At 74.5% G+C, this 16614-nt stretch carries 15 protein-coding genes; 7 read left to right on the forward strand and 8 right to left on the reverse strand.

Going from position 1 to position 16614, the window contains the following annotated elements; genetic code table 11:
* Window position 1: 1 nt before the first annotated feature.
* Window positions 2-2122 carry a HelD family protein gene (locus ACGFN2_RS30360; RefSeq protein WP_393365759.1) on the reverse strand — a complete coding sequence of 707 codons (2121 nt, stop codon included), beginning with the start codon at window positions 2120-2122 and terminating at the stop codon, window positions 2-4.
* Window positions 2123-2470: 348 nt separating this feature from the next.
* Here ACGFN2_RS30360 and ACGFN2_RS30365 point away from each other — a divergent pair, with 348 nt between their 5' ends.
* From ACGFN2_RS30365 to ACGFN2_RS30375, 3 genes are all read left to right on the forward strand, one after another.
* Window positions 2471-2680 carry a hypothetical protein gene (locus ACGFN2_RS30365; protein WP_362608920.1) on the forward strand — a complete coding sequence of 70 codons (210 nt, stop codon included), beginning with the start codon at window positions 2471-2473 and terminating at the stop codon, window positions 2678-2680.
* A 76-nt stretch (window positions 2681-2756) separates the two neighbouring features.
* The gene (locus tag ACGFN2_RS30370) at window positions 2757-2906 is read left to right on the forward strand and encodes a hypothetical protein (RefSeq protein WP_393365761.1); all 150 of its coding nucleotides are present in this window, start codon (window positions 2757-2759) and stop codon (window positions 2904-2906) included.
* Between the two features lie 45 nt (window positions 2907-2951).
* Window positions 2952-4223 carry a glycosyltransferase 87 family protein gene (locus tag ACGFN2_RS30375; protein ID WP_393365763.1) on the forward strand — a complete coding sequence of 424 codons (1272 nt, stop codon included), beginning with the start codon at window positions 2952-2954 and terminating at the stop codon, window positions 4221-4223.
* A 16-nt stretch (window positions 4224-4239) separates the two neighbouring features.
* Here the strand turns inward: ACGFN2_RS30375 and ACGFN2_RS30380 are convergent, their stop codons facing one another.
* Both ACGFN2_RS30380 and ACGFN2_RS30385 read right to left on the reverse strand, forming a co-directional pair.
* Window positions 4240-5892, reverse strand: coding sequence for a DNA repair helicase XPB (locus ACGFN2_RS30380; RefSeq protein ID WP_362608914.1), 1653 nt, complete (start codon window positions 5890-5892; stop codon window positions 4240-4242).
* Window positions 5893-6061: 169 nt separating this feature from the next.
* Window positions 6062-8569, reverse strand: a complete 2508-nt coding sequence (locus tag ACGFN2_RS30385; RefSeq protein ID WP_393365765.1) for a helicase-associated domain-containing protein — start codon at window positions 8567-8569, stop codon at window positions 6062-6064.
* A gap of 176 nt (window positions 8570-8745) precedes the next feature.
* On the opposite strand from ACGFN2_RS30385, the gene ACGFN2_RS30390 reads away from it, so the two are divergent.
* Window positions 8746-9921 carry a hypothetical protein gene (locus ACGFN2_RS30390; protein ID WP_393365767.1) on the forward strand — a complete coding sequence of 392 codons (1176 nt, stop codon included), beginning with the start codon at window positions 8746-8748 and terminating at the stop codon, window positions 9919-9921.
* 58 nt (window positions 9922-9979) lie between these two features.
* The gene (locus ACGFN2_RS30395) at window positions 9980-10621 is read left to right on the forward strand and encodes an HAD family hydrolase (RefSeq protein ID WP_393365769.1); all 642 of its coding nucleotides are present in this window, start codon (window positions 9980-9982) and stop codon (window positions 10619-10621) included.
* Here ACGFN2_RS30395 and ACGFN2_RS30400 read toward each other — a convergent pair.
* Entirely contained in the window at window positions 10582-10836 is a 255-nt protein-coding gene (locus ACGFN2_RS30400) for a hypothetical protein (RefSeq protein WP_362608908.1), read from the reverse strand. The genes ACGFN2_RS30395 and ACGFN2_RS30400 overlap by 40 nt on opposite strands.
* A gap of 224 nt (window positions 10837-11060) precedes the next feature.
* Between ACGFN2_RS30400 and ACGFN2_RS30405 the strand changes: the two genes are divergently transcribed.
* Complete coding sequence (locus tag ACGFN2_RS30405) at window positions 11061-11444, forward strand: cold-shock protein (RefSeq protein ID WP_018089689.1); 384 nt, start codon at window positions 11061-11063, stop codon at window positions 11442-11444.
* Between the two features lie 23 nt (window positions 11445-11467).
* On the opposite strand, the gene ACGFN2_RS30410 is transcribed toward ACGFN2_RS30405, so the two are convergent.
* From ACGFN2_RS30410 to ACGFN2_RS30425, 4 genes are all read right to left on the reverse strand, one after another.
* Window positions 11468-12319 (reverse strand): 1,4-dihydroxy-6-naphthoate synthase, encoded by an 852-nt coding sequence (locus ACGFN2_RS30410; protein ID WP_362608906.1) that lies wholly within the window; start codon window positions 12317-12319, stop codon window positions 11468-11470.
* Window positions 12320-12329: 10 nt separating this feature from the next.
* Entirely contained in the window at window positions 12330-13073 is a 744-nt protein-coding gene (locus ACGFN2_RS30415) for a futalosine hydrolase (protein ID WP_393365847.1), read from the reverse strand.
* 17 nt (window positions 13074-13090) lie between these two features.
* Window positions 13091-13594: a hypothetical protein gene (locus tag ACGFN2_RS30420; RefSeq protein WP_393365772.1), complete on the reverse strand. Its 504-nt coding sequence runs from the start codon at window positions 13592-13594 to the stop codon at window positions 13091-13093.
* 71 nt (window positions 13595-13665) lie between these two features.
* A complete protein-coding gene (locus ACGFN2_RS30425; RefSeq protein WP_362608902.1) occupies window positions 13666-15081 on the reverse strand; it encodes an MFS transporter in 1416 nt (471 codons plus the stop codon).
* 401 nt (window positions 15082-15482) lie between these two features.
* Between ACGFN2_RS30425 and ACGFN2_RS30430 the strand changes: the two genes are divergently transcribed.
* A complete protein-coding gene (locus ACGFN2_RS30430) occupies window positions 15483-16388 on the forward strand; it encodes a DUF3027 domain-containing protein (RefSeq protein WP_362608900.1) in 906 nt (301 codons plus the stop codon).
* The last annotated feature ends 226 nt before the right edge of the window (window positions 16389-16614 follow it).

The raw sequence follows: 16614 nt of genomic DNA on the forward strand, positions 1-16614 counted from the left end.
CTCAGCCGTCGCCCAGTTGCTCCGGCAGCGCCGTCGCGTGGACCACCGTCAGACCGGACACCGGCCGGGTCAGACAGACGTACAGACGGCGCAGCCCGGTCCGTTCGTCCGGCTCGCCGTCGACGATCGCGGCGGGCTCGTCCAGGACCACGTAGTCGTACTCCAGGCCCTTGGCGAGGGTGGCGGGTACCAGGGTCAGCCGGGCCTCGGGCGAGGTCTCCTCGCCCGGGGACAGACAGGTCACACCCGCCGCCTCCAGGGCCGCGCGCAGCGCCGGAATCCGGGCCTCGGCGGCGATCAGCCCGACCGAGCCCTCCTTCGCCAGCGCGTCGTCGCAGGCAATGAGGGTGGCGGCGGTCAGGTCCGCGGCGTCGGCCGTACGGATCTCGAAGTCGCCCGCCGACTCACGGATCGAGGTGGCCTCCGTCAGGTCGGGGGCGATGGCGGGCAGCAGCCGGGAGGCATAGGCGATGACCTCGCGCGGCACCCGGAAGCCCTGGGTGAGCTCCTCGACGGCCGCACCGGGCTTGCCCAGATGGGCCAGCGCCTCCTCCCAGGTGCCCGTCGCCCAGGGAGTGGTGCCCTGGGCGATGTCGCCGAGGACGGTCGCGGAGCCGGTGGTGCAGCGGCGGCCGACCGCGCGGTACTGCATGGGGGAGAGGTCCTGGGCCTCGTCGAGGACCACATGGCCGAGCGACGCGGTGCGCGCGACCAGGTCCATCGCCTCGTCGATCAACACCGCGTCCGCGGCCGACCACTTGGCGCTCTTCACGCTGCGGGGCGGCCGCTTGCCCGTACCCGGGCCCGTCCACAGGAGCGTCTTCTGCTCCTCGTCGGTCAGCACCCCCGCGGCCTGCTCGGCGAGGAACTCCGCGTCGGTCAGCAGCCGCAGCACCAGCTTCGCCGGGTCGACCGGCGGCCACACCGCCTTGACCGCGGCCTTGACCGCGGCGTTACGGGCCACCGCGTCCTGCACCCGGTCGTCCGGCGCCTCGCCCGCCTGCTCCATACGGACCAGCACGGCATGGGCGATCCGCTGCGGCAGGGCCTCCCGGGCCGCCCCGTAACGGATGTCCCGGTCCCGCAACTCCGCGACGATCTCTTCGAGTTCGTAGGCCGGTACGCGCCAGCGGCGGGAGCCGCGGACGACCACACAGGGCTCCTGCGGCACGGTGATGTGCGAACGGACCGCCCGCCGCAGCACCTCCGCCATCCGCGCGTCCCCCTTGACCGTCGCGGTGGCCGCGTCGTCCGTGGCGCGCACCTCCACATGCCCGACCAGGTCGTCGACCGTGGCCTGCTTGACCTCCAGCTCACCGAGGGCCGGCAGCACCTGCTCGATGTAGTGCAGGAAGGAGCGGTTCGGGCCGATGACGAGGGTGCCGGAGCGGGCCAGCCGCTCGCGGTGCGCGTAGAGCAGATAGGCGACCCGGTGCAGACCGACCGCCGTCTTACCGGTGCCGGGCGCGCCCTGGACGCAGACCGTGCCGCCGATGCCGGCGCGCACGATCTCGTCCTGCTCCGGCTGGATGGTGGCGACGATGTCGCGCATGGGGCCGACGCGCGGCCGCTCGATCTCCGACTGGAGCAGGGCGCTGGTCCGGGCGGCCTCGGACGGGTCGGTGAGGTGCTCGTCCTCGTACGCGGTCAGCTCACCGGCCGTGTAGCCGAAGCGGCGGCGCAGCTTGAGGTCCATCGGGTCCTTCTTGGAGGCCCGGTAGAACGGCTGGGAGACGGGCGCGCGCCAGTCGATGACCATGGGGTCGCCGTCGGCGTCGTGGACGTGCCGCCGGCCGATGTAGAAGTTCTCGCCCGGGGCGCCCTCGGCGAGTTCGAGGCCCGGCGCGTGGAGGTAGTCGAGGCGGCCGAAGAAGAGCGGGGTGTGCGAGAGGTCGGCGAGCGCCTTGATACGGGCGTCGATCTCGCCCTGGAGGACCTCGGCGTTGACCCAGTTCGCGGTGACGTCGGCGATGTTGAGCGCCTCGGCGTCCGCCCGCATCGCGCGCAGGGCGGCGCGGGAGGCGGCCAGGTGCGTCTTCTCGCGGTGCAGCGGGTCGTCGGATGCCGGGCGGGAGTTCTCGGTGCGCGGTTCCGTGGTCGGGTGGTGGGCGTGCGAGGGCACGGCGGTTGCCTCCGTGGCGGTACGTCGGCGGGCGCGCGCCGGTGAGCGCGGGGCGCGGCGGGCCGGTGTCGGTGCGCAGCGCCGGTCATGCGGTGCGCGGGTCAGCGGCGTGAAGCGAAGGGCCGACCGGTTTCCGACCGGGCGGCGGCACTCCTCGACGGGAGGCAGGCAGACGCGCGATTGTAGTCAGCCGCTCAGGAGGGCGCCAACGGATTTACGGCGGGCCCCGGCGGTGGCCGCCGTCGGTCTCCCGTAGGGGGCGGGGTGGGCCTGGAGACGGACATCCGGCCCCCAGGGATGGACCTATGGACCGATGTGCTGCAATCGCGTGAATTTCATCATGGAGTCATGAGCAGCGCAGCGATTCCCCCAGGTCCTGTCCACCCCGTCTCCCTGAACCCGGTCAAGGGCGCCACCGCGCTCGGCACCGGCCCCGGGCCCGATGCGGCGGGCGTCCACGAACACCACCATGTCGTGGGCAACGCCCTCCGCGCGATCAAGGTCTTCGCCTCGGCCGCCTTCAGCGTCGTCGTCATGGGTGAGTACGCGGACGACTGACTCCGCCCCTCACGACGTGCAGCTGAGTGCGTGCCTCAGCCGCCCCTGCCCGCGCGCACCGCGCACAATACGGGCAGTGAGCCGCATCGGACACGTACCGGCCAGGTACGGACAGATCGTGCGCGAACCGATCGGGCACGCCACCGCGTGCCGGTCCGAGAAGCCGACCCGTGCCGTCACCCGGATGACCGGAAACCGTTACGGACCGTCGGCCTCGGTCCACTAGCGTCACCGCGTCGGGCGCGCTCAGGGCAACGGGGAGGGGTCAGCGGTGTCTGCCGCCGAGGGGACGTGGACATGGAGACGCACCTGGACGCAGAGCGTCGCGCACCCCGGCAGGCTGGTGCTCGCCACGGCGCTGCTCCTGGCGTGCTTCGCCGGACTCTGGCTGCTCTACCAGGTCCAGCCGCTGCCGATGTCCGACATAGCGGTCTACCGGGCCGAGGGTGCGGCCGCCGCCACCGGCGGTGACCTCTACGGCTTCACGGTCACCAAGTGGCACCTTCCGGCCACCTACCCGCCGTTCGCCGCCCTGCTCTTCATACCGACCACCTGGCTCTCGCTCGGCACGCTCAAGGTCGTCTGCGTGCTGGTCAACGCCGCGCTGCTCGCGCTGTTGATCCACCTCTCCTGCAAGGCCGCCGGCCTGTACCGGGCCGCCCACACCGCGTCCGTCCTGCTGGCCGCCACCGCGCTCGGCCTGTGGCTGGAGCCGGTCTTCCAGACCTTCGTTTTCGGGCAGGTCAACCTCGCGCTGACCTGCCTGGTCCTGTGGGACCTCTCCCGCCCGGACGGCGCCCGCTTCAAGGGGTTCGCCACCGGCCTCGCGGCCGGCATCAAGCTCACCCCCGCGCTCTTCGCCGTCTACCTCCTGGTCACCGGCCGGGTGAAGGCCGCCTGCACCGCGCTCGCCGGGTTCCTGGCGTCGGTGCTGGCGGGCTGGCTGGTCCTGCCGGACGCCAGCATCGAGTTCTGGACCCGGCGGATGTTCGAGACCGGCCGGGTCGGCAAGGTCTGGATCGTCGACAACCAGTCCCTGCAGGGCCTGCTGACCCGGGTGCTCCACCTTCCCGAGCCCGGTCTGCTCTGGGCGGTGCCCGCCCTGCTGACCGCGGCCGCCGGGCTCTGGGCCGCCCGCCGCGTCTGCCTGCGCCGCGGCCTGGACGGCTGGGGCGTGCTGTGTACGGCCGTCACGGCGCTGCTGGTCTCGCCGATCAGCTGGTCCCACCACTGGGTCTGGTGTGTGCCGCTGCTCGCCGCGCTCGCCGCCCGCACCCGGCGCAAGCCCTGGCGCCGGGCGCTGCTGGCCGCCGTCACCCTCGCCTTCACCGCCCGCACGCTGTGGATCGTCCCGCACACCGGCGACCTCGATCTGCGGGTCAGCTGGTGGCAGCAGCCGTTCGCGTCCCCGTATCCCCTGCTCGGGCTGGCGCTGCTGGCCACGGTCGTGTGGTGGACCCGGCGGCCGCCCGTGCCTCCGGGCACCGGCCTGCCCGCACCGCGCGCCGCCCGGGAACCGGTCAGCCCGTCCCGGGCGCTCTGAGCCGCGGGCCGCCGGCTCAGACGTCCTCGTCCGCCGCCAGCAGCTCGTCCGCGTCCACGATCCGGTACGCGTAGCCCTGCTCGGCCAGGAAGCGCTGGCGGTGGGCCGCGAAGTCCTGGTCGATGGTGTCGCGGGCGACGACCGAGTAGAACCGCGCCTCGTGCCCGTCCGCCTTCGGGCGCAGCACCCGTCCGAGCCGCTGGGCCTCCTCCTGGCGGGAGCCGAAGGTGCCGGACACCTGGATCGCGACCGTCGCCTCCGGCAGGTCGATGGAGAAGTTCGCGACCTTGGAGACCACGAGCACCGAGATCTCGCCCTCACGGAAGGCGCCGAAGAGCTTCTCGCGCTGCGCGTTGGTGGTCTCGCCCTTGATCACCGGGGCGTTGAGATGCTCGCCCAGCTCGTCCAGCTGGTCGATGTACTGCCCGATGACCAGCGTCTGCTCGCCCTGATGGCGGCGCACCAGCGCCTCGGTCACATACTGCTTGCTGGCCGTGGTGGCGCAGAAGCGGTACTTCTCCTCGGTCTCGGCCGTCGCGTACGCCAGCCGCTCCGATTCGGTCAGGTTGACCCGCACCTCGACACAGTCCGCGGGGGCGATGTAGCCCTGCGCCTCGATCTCCTTCCACGGGGCGTCGAACCGCTTGGGCCCGATCAGCGAGAAGACGTCCGACTCCCGGCCGTCCTCGCGGACCAGCGTCGCGGTCAGCCCCAGCCGCCGCCGGGCCTGGAGATCCGCGGTGAACTTGAAGACCGGGGCGGGCAGCAGATGCACCTCGTCGTAGACGACCAGGCCCCAGTCCCGGGAGTCGAACAGCTCCAGGTGCGGGTAGACGCCCTTCCGCTTGGTCGTCAGCACCTGGTACGTGGCGATGGTGACCGGCCGGATCTCCTTCTTCGTCCCGCTGTACTCGCCGATCTCGTCCTCGGTGAGCGAGGTCCGCTTCACCAGCTCGTGCTTCCACTGCCGGGCCGAGACGGTGTTCGTCACCAGGATCAGCGTGGTTGCCTTGGCCTGGGCCATGGCACCGGCCCCCACCAGCGTCTTTCCCGCGCCACAGGGCAGCACGACGACACCCGAGCCGCCGTGCCAGAACCCCTCGACGGCCTGCTGCTGGTAGGGCCGCAGCGCCCAGCCGTCCTCGCGCAGCTCGATCGGGTGCGCCTCACCGTCGACGTACCCGGCCAGGTCCTCGGCCGGCCAGCCCAGCTTGAGCAGGGTCTGCTTGATCTGCCCGCGCTCCGACGGGTGCACCACCACCGAGTCCGGGTCCAGCCGCGCTCCGACCAGCGGCTGCACCTTCTTCGAGCGCAGGATCTCCTCCAGCACCGGGCGGTCGGTGGTGGTCAGCACCAGGCCGTGTGCGGGGTGTTTGGTCAGCGTCAGCCGCCCGTAGCGGGACATCGTCTCGGCGATGTCGACGAGCAGCGCGTGCGGCACCGGATACCGCGAGTACTGCACCAGCGCGTCCACGACCTGCTCTGCGTCGTGCCCGGCGGCCCGCGCGTTCCACAGCCCCAGCGGCGTCACCCGGTACGTATGGATGTGCTCCGGCGCCCGCTCCAGCTCGGCGAAGGGCGCGATGGCCCGCCGGCAGGCGTCCGCCAGCTCGTGGTCCACCTCCAGCAGCAGCGTCTTGTCGCTCTGGACGATGAGGGGTCCGTTCACACGCCTCGCCTTTCGCTACCGGCCGGCGACCACCGGTGACCGGCCGCCGGCCCCGGCCGTCGCTCCCGACCGCGGTCCTCGGCCGCAGATGCGGCCAAACGTCCAGTGTGCCGCATCGCCGCGGCGACCGTCAGCGGTGCAGCTCGGGCCCGGTGCGGCAAGCGGCCGCTCAGACCGAGTCGTCCGCCAGTTCCGCGACGCCGGTGATGCGGTGGAGCGGGTAGGTGCGGACCTCGTCGGAGGTGTGGTCGTAGGCCGTCACGAAGCCACCCTCGACGCGTACGGGGGCGATGACGCGCTGGCTGGCGGCGCCGTCGGCGTTGACGTAGCCGATCCAGAGTGCGGAGCTGGTGAGCACCGCGGCCTGCATGGTGGCGAGGGTCTCGGCGGAGGTGGTGCGGGGGAGGGCGCCGGGGGCGGCCGCGGGGGCCTGGACCGGCTTGCGTTCCGCGGTGGCCGCGAGGTCGCCCGCGCGGATGGCGCGGACCGCCGCCGCGAGCAGCGTGGCGTCGGGCGACGGCGGGCCGTCAGGGACCGGGGCGGGGGCGGTGCGCGGCGGGGTCCGGTAGGAGTCGGCGCGGGCGACCAGGACGTCACCGGCGGCCGACTCGGCGGCCGGGGCGTAGCCCATCGCCCGGAGGCCGTCGAGGAGTTGGTCGGGCGCGGTCTGGGCGGCGAGCACGGTCGGGGCGAGCCGGCGCAGCCGGAGGGGGGTGGCGCGGCGGTCCGCGAGGATCTCGGAGAGCAGCGCGTCGTCGTCGCAGCGGACATAGGCGGTGGCCGCGCCGACCCGCAACTGTCCGTGCTTACGGGCCACGTCGTCGATGAGGTAGGCGAGCGGCTGCGGGACCGGGGTGCGGGAGTGGGTGGCGAGGAACTCCTGCAGTTCGGCGGCGGAGCGGCCGGCGTCCAGGGCGCGGCGTACCGAGCCGGGGGTGAAGCGGTAGACCGTCGCGCCGCCCTTGGACTCGATGTCGGCGAGCACGCCGAGCGCCTCGGCGAGCGGGCGGCGCAGCGGGCCGGGCGCGACGGCGGTCAGGTCCGCCTGGAGCAGGACGTGGTCGACGGGTTCGGGCAGGAGCGGGGCGAGCAGGGCGGCGGCGTGGGCCGCGGCGGCGGCGGTTTCGGCGGCGGTGGTGGCTTCGGCGGTGCCGTCCGGTGCGCCGTCGAGCAGGCCGCGGCCGTGGGTGGAGAGCGCGCCGCGGCCGGTCACACCGAGCAACTCGGCCTCGGTCAGGGACCATTGGGCGAGCCGCGAACGGAGGTCGTCGGCGGGTCCGGGCGCAGTGTCGTCGTCGCCGGCGGCCGGCAGCCGGCTCGCGGCCGGGGCGCCGCCGCGCAGCGGACGCTCCCACCGCAGCCGGGCCAGCACCGCCGTCGCCGGGACGGCGGTGCCCGGCGGGAGCGCGGCGAGCAGGGTGAGGGCGCGGCGGCGGACCTCGGGGGCGGGGGAGCGGTCGAGGTGCGGGCCGAGGGCGGCGAGCGCGCGGCCCTTCGCGTCGGCGCTGCCGACGACGCCGGGGGCGCGGGTCGCGGCGAACCAGCCGGCCGCCAGCACCGCCCAGCGCTCGTGATCCGGCTGCTGCAGCCACTCCTCGGCGGCCGGGGTGGCCGCGAACCGCTCGTCGGCCTCGCCGTCGGAGGCGATCAGCCCGGCCGCGTAGGCGAGTTCGAGCCAGAAGGCGGCGAGCTGCTCGGTGGTGTCCAGGGCGGTGGCGGTCCGCTTGAGGTCGCGCACGCTCATCCCGCCGGCGCGCAGGACGGCAGGACCGCCCAGGTCCCACTCCTTGAGCAGCTCCTCGACGGTCGCGAGCGCGGTGAACGCCTGGCTCGCGGCGGCGTTGTCCACAAGCTGTGGATCACGTTCGGTGGCGGGGGAGAGCGCGGGCGGCACCGGCTCGGGCCGGTGATGCGCGCGGCCGCCCCGCAGATGCAGCGCCGCCTCCCGGGGCAGTACCACGTTCCGGGCGCCCGCCGGGATCAGCAGCCCCCGGTCCAGCAGCCACTGCAGATGCGGGGCCGGGCGTTCGGTGACCGCGCCGTAGGGCGGGCCCCACAGCAGCTTGTCCAGTACGGCGACGGACTCGGCGGGCGCGGTGTCCAGCAGCGCCGCCATCCGCGTCCGGTCGGTGAACAGCGCGCCGAGCGCGGCGACCGCGGTCACCGGGTCGTGGGTGGCCGGCAGCCCGGCCACGGCGATGACCTCCTGGAGCCGCCCCGGCGACGTCCCCGCCATGGCCTCGGCGACGGTCGGGCCCAGGCCGGTCGGCGAGGGGTGCGCGGCGCTCGGCGTGAGCAGCTCACGGGCCGTGCGCACCAGCCGCAGCCGGTCGTCCGGGCCCCACACCAGCGCCTGCGCCCGCAGCTCCGCCAGCGCCCTGGGCAGCTCGGCGGCGACCGCAGCGTCACCGGCGTCCCCGCCCATCAGCGCGCCCAGCGTGTCGTACGGGCACGGGTCGGGCGCCACCGCCAGCGCCTCGGCGGTCTGGAGCACGAACCGGTCGAGCCGCTCCACGGCACGCACCACCGACGCCCGCGTCCCGGCCCGGGTCGCCAGCTGGGTCACATCGCCCGGCACCGGACTGAGCAGGTCGGGCCGGGCCCGCAGCAGCCCGGCGAGCCCGTGGTCGGGGCGGGTCCTGAGCTCCTCGGCGAGGGTGCGGGGTGTACCGGTCATTCGTCCTACGTTAGCGGGGCCGGGAAGGACCGGGGAGCGTGCGGCCGCCCGGCGGCGCCCCGGCCGGCCCCGGACCGGAACGGACCCGCCGCCCCCGCCCCCGGCAGCCTCCGGCCCGGCCGCCCGCCGAAGCGGTACCGTCGGGGCAGCAACCAGCGGACGCCGCAGGGGATTTCGTGGGGATCGAGAGTGATCAGCTCGTCTTGGACTATCTGAGCCGGGTGGGCGACCTGGCCCAGCAGCGGGGGCTGCCCGCCGCCACCCGGATGCGGCTGGTGACCGGCCTCCGGGCCGAGATCGACGGCAGCCGCGCCGATTCGGTGTCCGGGGTGAAACGGACGCTGGCCCGGCTGGGGACGCCGGAGGCGGTGGTCACGGCCGCGGGCAGCGCGGACGACCGGGTGCCGGGCGCCGCCTGGAGCGGCGCGGCGCGGCCGGAGCCGGGTGCCGGGGCCGCCGCCGACGGGCCCGCCGTACCGCTCGGCCCGCGGCCCGCCGAGCCGCCCCGGCGCTGGACCGGCGCGCGCGAGAAGCTCACCGGCCTGGCCGCGCGCAGCGGACTGACCGGCAAGCCGGCCGACGGCGGCACCGCGGCCGGGAACGGCACGGCGCGCGGCAGGCTCCCCGCCCCGCGCGGCGAGGCGCCGGACAGCGCGCCGGCGGTCGGTCTGCCGCCGCATCTGGCCGGTGCCGACGAGCTGGGCGACGGGGACGCGCCGGACTGGTGGCGGGTGGAGCCGGCGCCGTTCGGGCCGGGGGAGACCGTGCCCGGGTTCGTCGGCGGGATCGAGATCCCGGAGATGTGGGACCGGCCCGAGGACGAGCGCCCCACGTCGCTGACGAAGGACGGCGCGGACGGGGACGGGGGGAAGAACGGGCAGGCCGGGGGCGCGACGGCGGGCCGCCCGCTGCCCCGGATGCTCCGGCGCGCGCTCGGCCGCCCGCCCGTTGCCGCCCCGCCCCCGGCGGAGGCAGGGCCGGAGGAGGACACCGTGGTGGCGGTCCCGGCGCGGCCGCCGCTCAACCCGGTCCTGACGCTGGCGGTGCTCCTGCTGGTGGCCGGTGCGGCCCTGGGGTCCTGGCTCGCGCTGGCGGGTGGCTGGGGACTCGCCTACGTCTCGCAGCGGCTGACCCGTACCGAGGCCAAGGTCGCGGCGCTCGGTGTGCCGGGCACCGTCGTCGGTGGTCTGGTGGTGTGGCTGTGGGGCCGCTTCGACGGGCGGTGGGGCGAGCCGATCGCCCAGGGACGGCTGGGGCAGGAGCTGCTCGACGGGCTGCCGGGCGGGGTGCGGGCGGCGGCCGTCGCCTCGGCGCTGTTCCTGGTGTGGCGGATGCGGCGCCCACCGCGGTGAGGCGGGCGAGGCGACCGGGCCGGACGGCCCGAACGGGGCCGCAGGCACAATGGCGGGCATGGCTGCACACCCGCTGACGGTCGGCTTCGACCTCGACATGACGCTGATCGACTCCCGCCCCGGCATCAGGGCCGCCTACCACGAGCTGTCCGCCCGGACCGGCACCTTCGTCGACGCCGACCTCGCGGTGAGCCGGCTGGGGCCCCCGCTGGAGCAGGAGATACGCCGGTGGTTCCCCGAGGAGCGGGTCGCGGAGACCGCCGACCTCTACCGCGCGCTGTACCCGGACCACGCGGTCCGGGCGACGACCGCGCTGCCCGGCGCCCGGGAGGCCCTCGACGCGGTCCGCGCGGCGGGCGCCCGCGCGATCGTGGTGACCGCCAAGCACGAGCCCAACGCCCGGCTCCACCTCACCCACCTCGGGCTCGACGTGGACGCCCTCGTGGGCTCCCTGTGGGCGGAGGGCAAGGCCGAGGCGCTGCGTGAGCACCACGCCCGGATCTACGTCGGCGACCACACGGGCGACATCGCCGGGGCGCACACCGCCGGCGCGCTGTCCGTCGCGGTCGCCACCGGCCCGTGCGACGCCACGGAGTTGCGCGCGGCCGGCGCCGAGGTGGTGCTCGGCGACCTGACGGAGTTCCCGTCCTGGCTGGCGCGCTATGTGGCGGAGGGTGGGGACGAGGCCGCCGCCACCTGACGGCGCTGGGCGACAACGGAACGGATCACTCCGGCCGCCGCGACGACGAAACCGGCGCCCATGAGCATGCACACGCCGTAGAAGACGGACGGCAGCGGATCGGTCCCCAGGAACAGCGGAGCCACCGTGGCGAGAGTGGCCACCGCGCCAACTAGGAACATGATCGCGCCGATTCGGACCAGCAGATCCCCGGCAGGGGGCGTTTCGTCAGACACCTGACCAGGGTAAGTCCGGGCCAGAAGCACGGAGGACCCACCCGGCGGCGTCTTGTCACCGGCCTCGGGACCATTAGCCTTGGGGTGGCGGGTCCTGCGGCCCGCTGCATTGCTATCCAGACCCTTTCCGCCCGGCTTCACCCGAGCGGGAAGACTCCAGACCGCAGTTCCGCAGTAGACCCGGCCCAGTTATTTTTCCGACGAGTACGAGGACGAGGACAGACGTGCCTACCGGCAAGGTCAAGTGGTTCAACAGTGAGAAGGGCTTCGGCTTTCTCTCCCGCGATGACGGCGGTGACGTCTTCGTGCACTCGTCGGTGCTTCCCGACGGCGTGGCCGCACTCAAGCCTGGCCAGCGCGTCGAATTCGGCGTCGTGGCGGGCCAGCGCGGCGATCAGGCGCTGACCGTGACACTCCTCGACCCCGCACCCTCGGTGGCCGCGGCGCAGCGCCGCAAGCCCGACGAACTCGCCTCGATCGTCCAGGACCTCACCACCCTCCTGGAGAACGTCACCCAGCAGCTCGAACGCGGCCGTTACCCCGACAAGGTGCACGGCGCCAAGATCGCCGGCATGCTGCGCGCCGTCGCCGACCAGCTGGACGTCTGAACGACCCGGCCGGCAGGCACGGCTCATACGAAGCTCAGCGCATCGCGGCCGAGGGGCGGAACCAGCCCCTCGGCCGCGGCGCGTGTGAGCAGCCCGCGCACCGCGGCGTAGCCGTCCTCGCCGAGGGCGGCGGTGAACTCGTTGACGTACAGCCCGATGTGCTGGTCGGCGACCTTCGGGTCCATCTCCTGGGCGTGCTCCAGGACATACGGCCGGGAGGCCTCCGGATCGTCCCAGGCCATCAGGACCGAACGGCGGATCGCCGCCGCGAGGTCGCGCAGCGTCCGCTCGCCCAGCGACCGCTTGGCGATGATCGCGCCGAGCGGGATCGGCAGGCCGGTGGTGTGCTCCCAGTGCTCACCCATGTCGGCCAGGCAGAACAGGCCGTAGTTCTGATACGTGAAGCGCGCCTCGTGGATGACCAGGCCCGCGTCGACCTTGCCGTCGCGCACGGCCGGCATGATCTCGTGGAACGGCAGCACCACGATCTCCCCGACCCCGCCCGGCACCTCGGCCGCCGCCCACAGCCGGAACAGCAGGTACGCGGTGGACCGTTCACTGGGCACCGCGACCGTCTTACCCGCCAGATCCGCGGCCGCGCCCTCTTCCCGGGTCAGCACCAGCGGCCCGCAGCCGCGCCCCAGCGCCCCGCCGCAGGGCAGCAGCGCGTACTCCTCCAGCACCCACGGCAGCACCGCGTACGACACCTTCAGCACATCGAACTCACCGCGCTCGGCCATGCCGTTGGTGACGTCGATGTCGGCGAAGGTGACCGCCAGCTCCGGTGCGTCCGGGACCCGGCCGTGCGCCAGCGCGTCGAAGACGAAGGTGTCGTTCGGGCACGGCGAGTACGCGATCTGCAGCGGCCGGGTCACGGGGTCCTCCTCAGGGACGTGGGGGTTCCGGAGCCGGTGCGGCGGCGGCCGGCAGGGCTCCGGGGAGCGTACGGAAGGCGCCGGTCAGCGCGGTGAGCGCGTCGCCGATGCGCCACGCGGCGCGGTCGCGGGGGCCGACGGCGTTGGAGACCGCGCGGATCTCCAGCACCGGCACCCCGTGGGCGGCGGCCGCCTCGGCGACCCCGAAGCCCTCCATCGCCTCGGCCAGCACCCCCGGATGACGCTCCGCCAGCTCGGCGGCGCGGGCCGCGCTGCCGGTGACCGTGGAGACGGTGACGACGGCGCCGGACCGGGCGCCGGCCGCCGCCGTGACGGCCCGCACCAGCGCCGGGTCGGGGTGGTGCGCGACGGTCCCGAAGCCGAGTTCGGTGACCGGGAGGAAGCCGTCGGGGGTCTCGGCACCGAGGTCGGCCGCGACGATCGCGTCCGCGACCACCACCGACCCCAGCGGCGCGCCGGAGCCGGAACCGGGGGAGAAGCCGCCGCCGATACCGGCCGAGACGACCAGGCCGTACGGCTGCCCGGCGAGCGCGGCGGCGGTCAGCGCGGTGGCGGTGCCGGCGGCCGCGGCCGCCGGACCGACGCCGGCGGCCAGCGCGTCGAGCGCCACCGGCAGGCCGGCCGCGTGCCGCAGTTCGAGGCCGCCGGGCAGCGTCGTCCCGCCGCCGGGCTCCGCCGCGGCGCACACCGCGTCACGCTCGGCGGCCACCGCCGTGACGACCAGGACCCGCATCATCCGGCCCGTACGCCCTAGTTCTCCTGCTTCAGCGTGAAGTGCCACATCGCCTTCGGGCCCTCACCGGCGCCCAGCTCGGCGACCTGGAGGGTGACTTCCTTGGAGTACGTGGTCTGGCCGGTCTGCGGGTTCTGCTGCATGAAGAGCGTGTCCGCGTCGAAGCTGCGGTACGTCTGCTTGCTGGGCTCACGCATGACGGGACCGGCGCCGATGACGATCCAGCCGGACTTGGCGATGTCCGGCTCGACACCCACGCGCACCTTCTCGCCGGGGTGCACGGTGATCGTCTTGCCGCCCTTCTTGGTCAGGCAGTCCGTGACGGCCTTCTTGGAGAGGACCTTGCCGTCACCGTCGCAGCCGGGAGTGGCCTCGGCCGTCACCGTGTTCGAGTTGACGGTCACGGTCGCGAGCGCGGTCGGCTTCTCGCAGGCGGAGAGGGTGACGAGACCCAGGGACACGGCACCGATGGCGGCAGCGGCACGGCGGCCCTTGCCCCAGGAGATCAACGCAGCGGTCATACGGGCAGGCTATCGGGCGCCTCGGCTCACGCCACGCCCGGGTACGGCGTGCCGCGTCTCCCCGTCGCCGGTCAGGCCACCCGGGCGCTCCGCGTACCGCCCCGCCGGGCCGCGCTCAGCAGCCCCCGCCCGGCCAGCACCAGGCCCAGCGCCACCAGCCCGGCGGCCACCGCCATCCCCACCGTGCCGACCAGCGGCAGCGAGATCCCGATCGCGCCGCCCACCACCCACGCCATCTGCAGCGCCGTCTCGGACCGGGCGAACGCGGAGGTCCGGACCTCCTCCGGCACATCGCGCTGGATCATCGCGTCCAGCGACAGCTTCGCCAGCGCCTGGCACAGCCCCGCGGTGGCCGCCGCCGCAGTCACCACGACCACCGCCGCCCCCTCGTAGAACACCGCCGCGACCACCGTCGCGCAGAGCGCCAGCGCCAGCATCGCCGCGATGATCCGCTCCGGCCCCCGCGCCTTCAGCCAGGCGCCGACCGCCGTCCCCAGCGCGTTGCCGGTACCGGCCGCCACCACCACCAGCCCGAGCGAGGTGGCCGGCCCCAGCCCGCCCAGCGGATGCTCCCGCAGCAGGAACGCCAGGAAGAACGTCAGGAAACCGGAGAGCGCCCGCAGACAGGCGTTGGCCTGGAGACCGTGCAGCACCGACGGGCCGACCGTCCGCAGTCCGGGCTTCCGTCCGCCGCCCGCCTGCCGCGCCGCGTCCCGGGACGCCAGCCGGGCCCGTGCCTCGCCCTTCGCCGAGTCGACCTTGTGCGGCAGCGAGAACGACAGGACCGTCCCGGCCAGGAACACCACACACGCCCCGTACAGCGGCCAGCTCGGCCCGATCAGATGCAGCCCGGCCCCGGCCGGCCCCGCCAGCCCGGTCGCCAGCAGCCCCGCGAGCGTCACCCGTGAATTCGCCTTGACCAGCGAGATCCGCGGCGGCAGCAGCCGCGGCACCACCGCGCTGCGGACCACCCCGTACGCCTTCGACGCCACCAGCACGCCCAGCGCCGCCGGATACAGCTCCAGCCCCCCGGTGGCGACCGCGCCGGACAGCGTCAGCGCCAGCAGCGCCCGCGCCAGCATCGACCCCGCCATCGCCGCCCGCCGGCCGTGCGGCACCCGGTCCAGCAGCGGCCCGATCACCGGCGCGAGCAGCGCGAACGGCGCCAGAGTGACCGCCAGATAGAGCGCCACCCGGCCCCGTGCCTCATCCGTCGGCACCGAGAAGAACACCGTCGAGGCCAGCGCGACGGTGATCATCACGTCCCCCGCGGAGTTCACCGCGTGCAGCTCGATCAGCTTGCCCAGGCCCGACTCCCCGGCACCGTGCGCATGGGTGGCGCGCCGCACCCCGCGGGCCGCTCCGGTGAACGGCCGGTGCAGCGCCCGGCCGACGGCACGCCCCGCCCGGCGGGCCCGGCCGCGCCCGTCCCCGCCGCGCGTCGAGGCGCGCGAGACCTGTGACGACTTCCCTGACGTCCTCGACATCTCCGAACTTTCGACGCCCCGTGCGGCAGCAACCCGGCCATACTGCCCCAACTCGCCCAGGAGGGGGCACTTTCTCCGCCCTGCCGCGCGGGGCGTCCCGGCCCGCGCACACGGCCGTGGATATTTGCCGCTCCCGCCGAGGGGTCGTCCACTCTTGAAGGGGTAGCGTGTGTAGCGCGCCACCGGCGGTCGTTCTTGGCCGCGTGCCTCCGCGCGATCCCGCAGAATGGGACGTAAGAGGTGCGCTCGACCGGAACGACCGGGCGCGGACGTCGACGCGGTCCCCTGGTCCGCTCCGCCCGCCCCGGTACCGCCGGTCGTCCGGACAGGACAAGGACAGCTCCGGCTGGCGCACTCGTGAGACGGCGTGGAAGAGAGAATCGATTCTTGTGAGTGCTGCGATGCGAAGCCGTACCCCTGACCGCCTGTGCGCCGAGGCGGTCGATCTCGCGCGGGCGGCGGCGGAGGAAGCCGCGCTGCCCGGCACGGTCGGCGAGCACATCGAGGCCGTCGCCGACGGGGACCGCGTCGTCACCCACCTCTTCGCCTGCGACGAGCCCGGCTACCGGGGCTGGCGCTGGGCCACGACGGTCGCCAGGGCCTCCCGCGCCAAGACCGTCACGCTCGACGAGGTGGCCCTGCTGCCCGGCCCCGACGCCCTCCTCGCACCGGAATGGGTGCCGTGGAGCGAGCGGCTGCGCCCCGGCGACATGGGCCCCGGCGACCTGCTGCCCACCGAGTCCGACGACCTGCGCCTGGAGCCCGGCTTCACCGGCGAGGACGTCCCGCCGCCGAACTCCCCGGTCGCCGAGGGCATGGCCGCCGACGTCGCCGACTCCGAGGAGGCGGACGTCCTCCCCGGCTCGCCCGCCGTCCAGCCCGCCCCCGGGCGCGGCAGCATCGCGGCCGTCGCCGAGGAACTGGGCATGCGCCGCGCCCGGGTGCTGTCCCGCTACGGCCTGCGCACCGCCGCCGACCGCTGGGAAGAGGCCTACGGCGCCCGGTCCGCGATGGCCCAGGCGGCCCCCGCCACCTGCGTGACCTGCGGCTTCCTCAGCCCGCTGCCCGGCTCCCTGGGCCAGGCGTTCGGCGTCTGCGCCAACGAGTTCGCCCCGGCGGACGGCCGCGTGGTGTCCCTCGCCTACGGGTGCGGGGCGCATTCCGAGGCTGCCGTCATGCCTAAACCGCCGCGGCCGGCCGCGCCGGTTGTCGATGAGACCGTTGTGGAGCCGTTGTCGCTTCGGCCTGAGCGGGATGGTGGGTCCGTCGAGGAGACGGGGCCGGCCGAGGAACTCGGTCACAGCTAAGCGCTGGGGGCTCATTCCCACGTTGTCGGGTGGTGCCGTCGTGCCCTGTTTTCGCCTTCGGCGGGGGTGTGGGTTCGGGCGGGGGCCGCGGTTGTTCGTTGTGGTGCCGGGTTCGGTCCTCCGGGGGCGGGGGGTGCGTCCGGCAAGGGCTGTTCTGGGCAGAACACCCCCCCCCCCCCCACCCCCCCCCCCCGCCCTGGCCGCCCGCAGAGCCCGCGAGGGGGCG

The organism is Streptomyces sp. NPDC048612 (genome assembly GCF_043199295.1).
Taxonomy (GTDB): Bacteria; Actinomycetota; Actinomycetes; order Streptomycetales; family Streptomycetaceae; genus Streptomyces.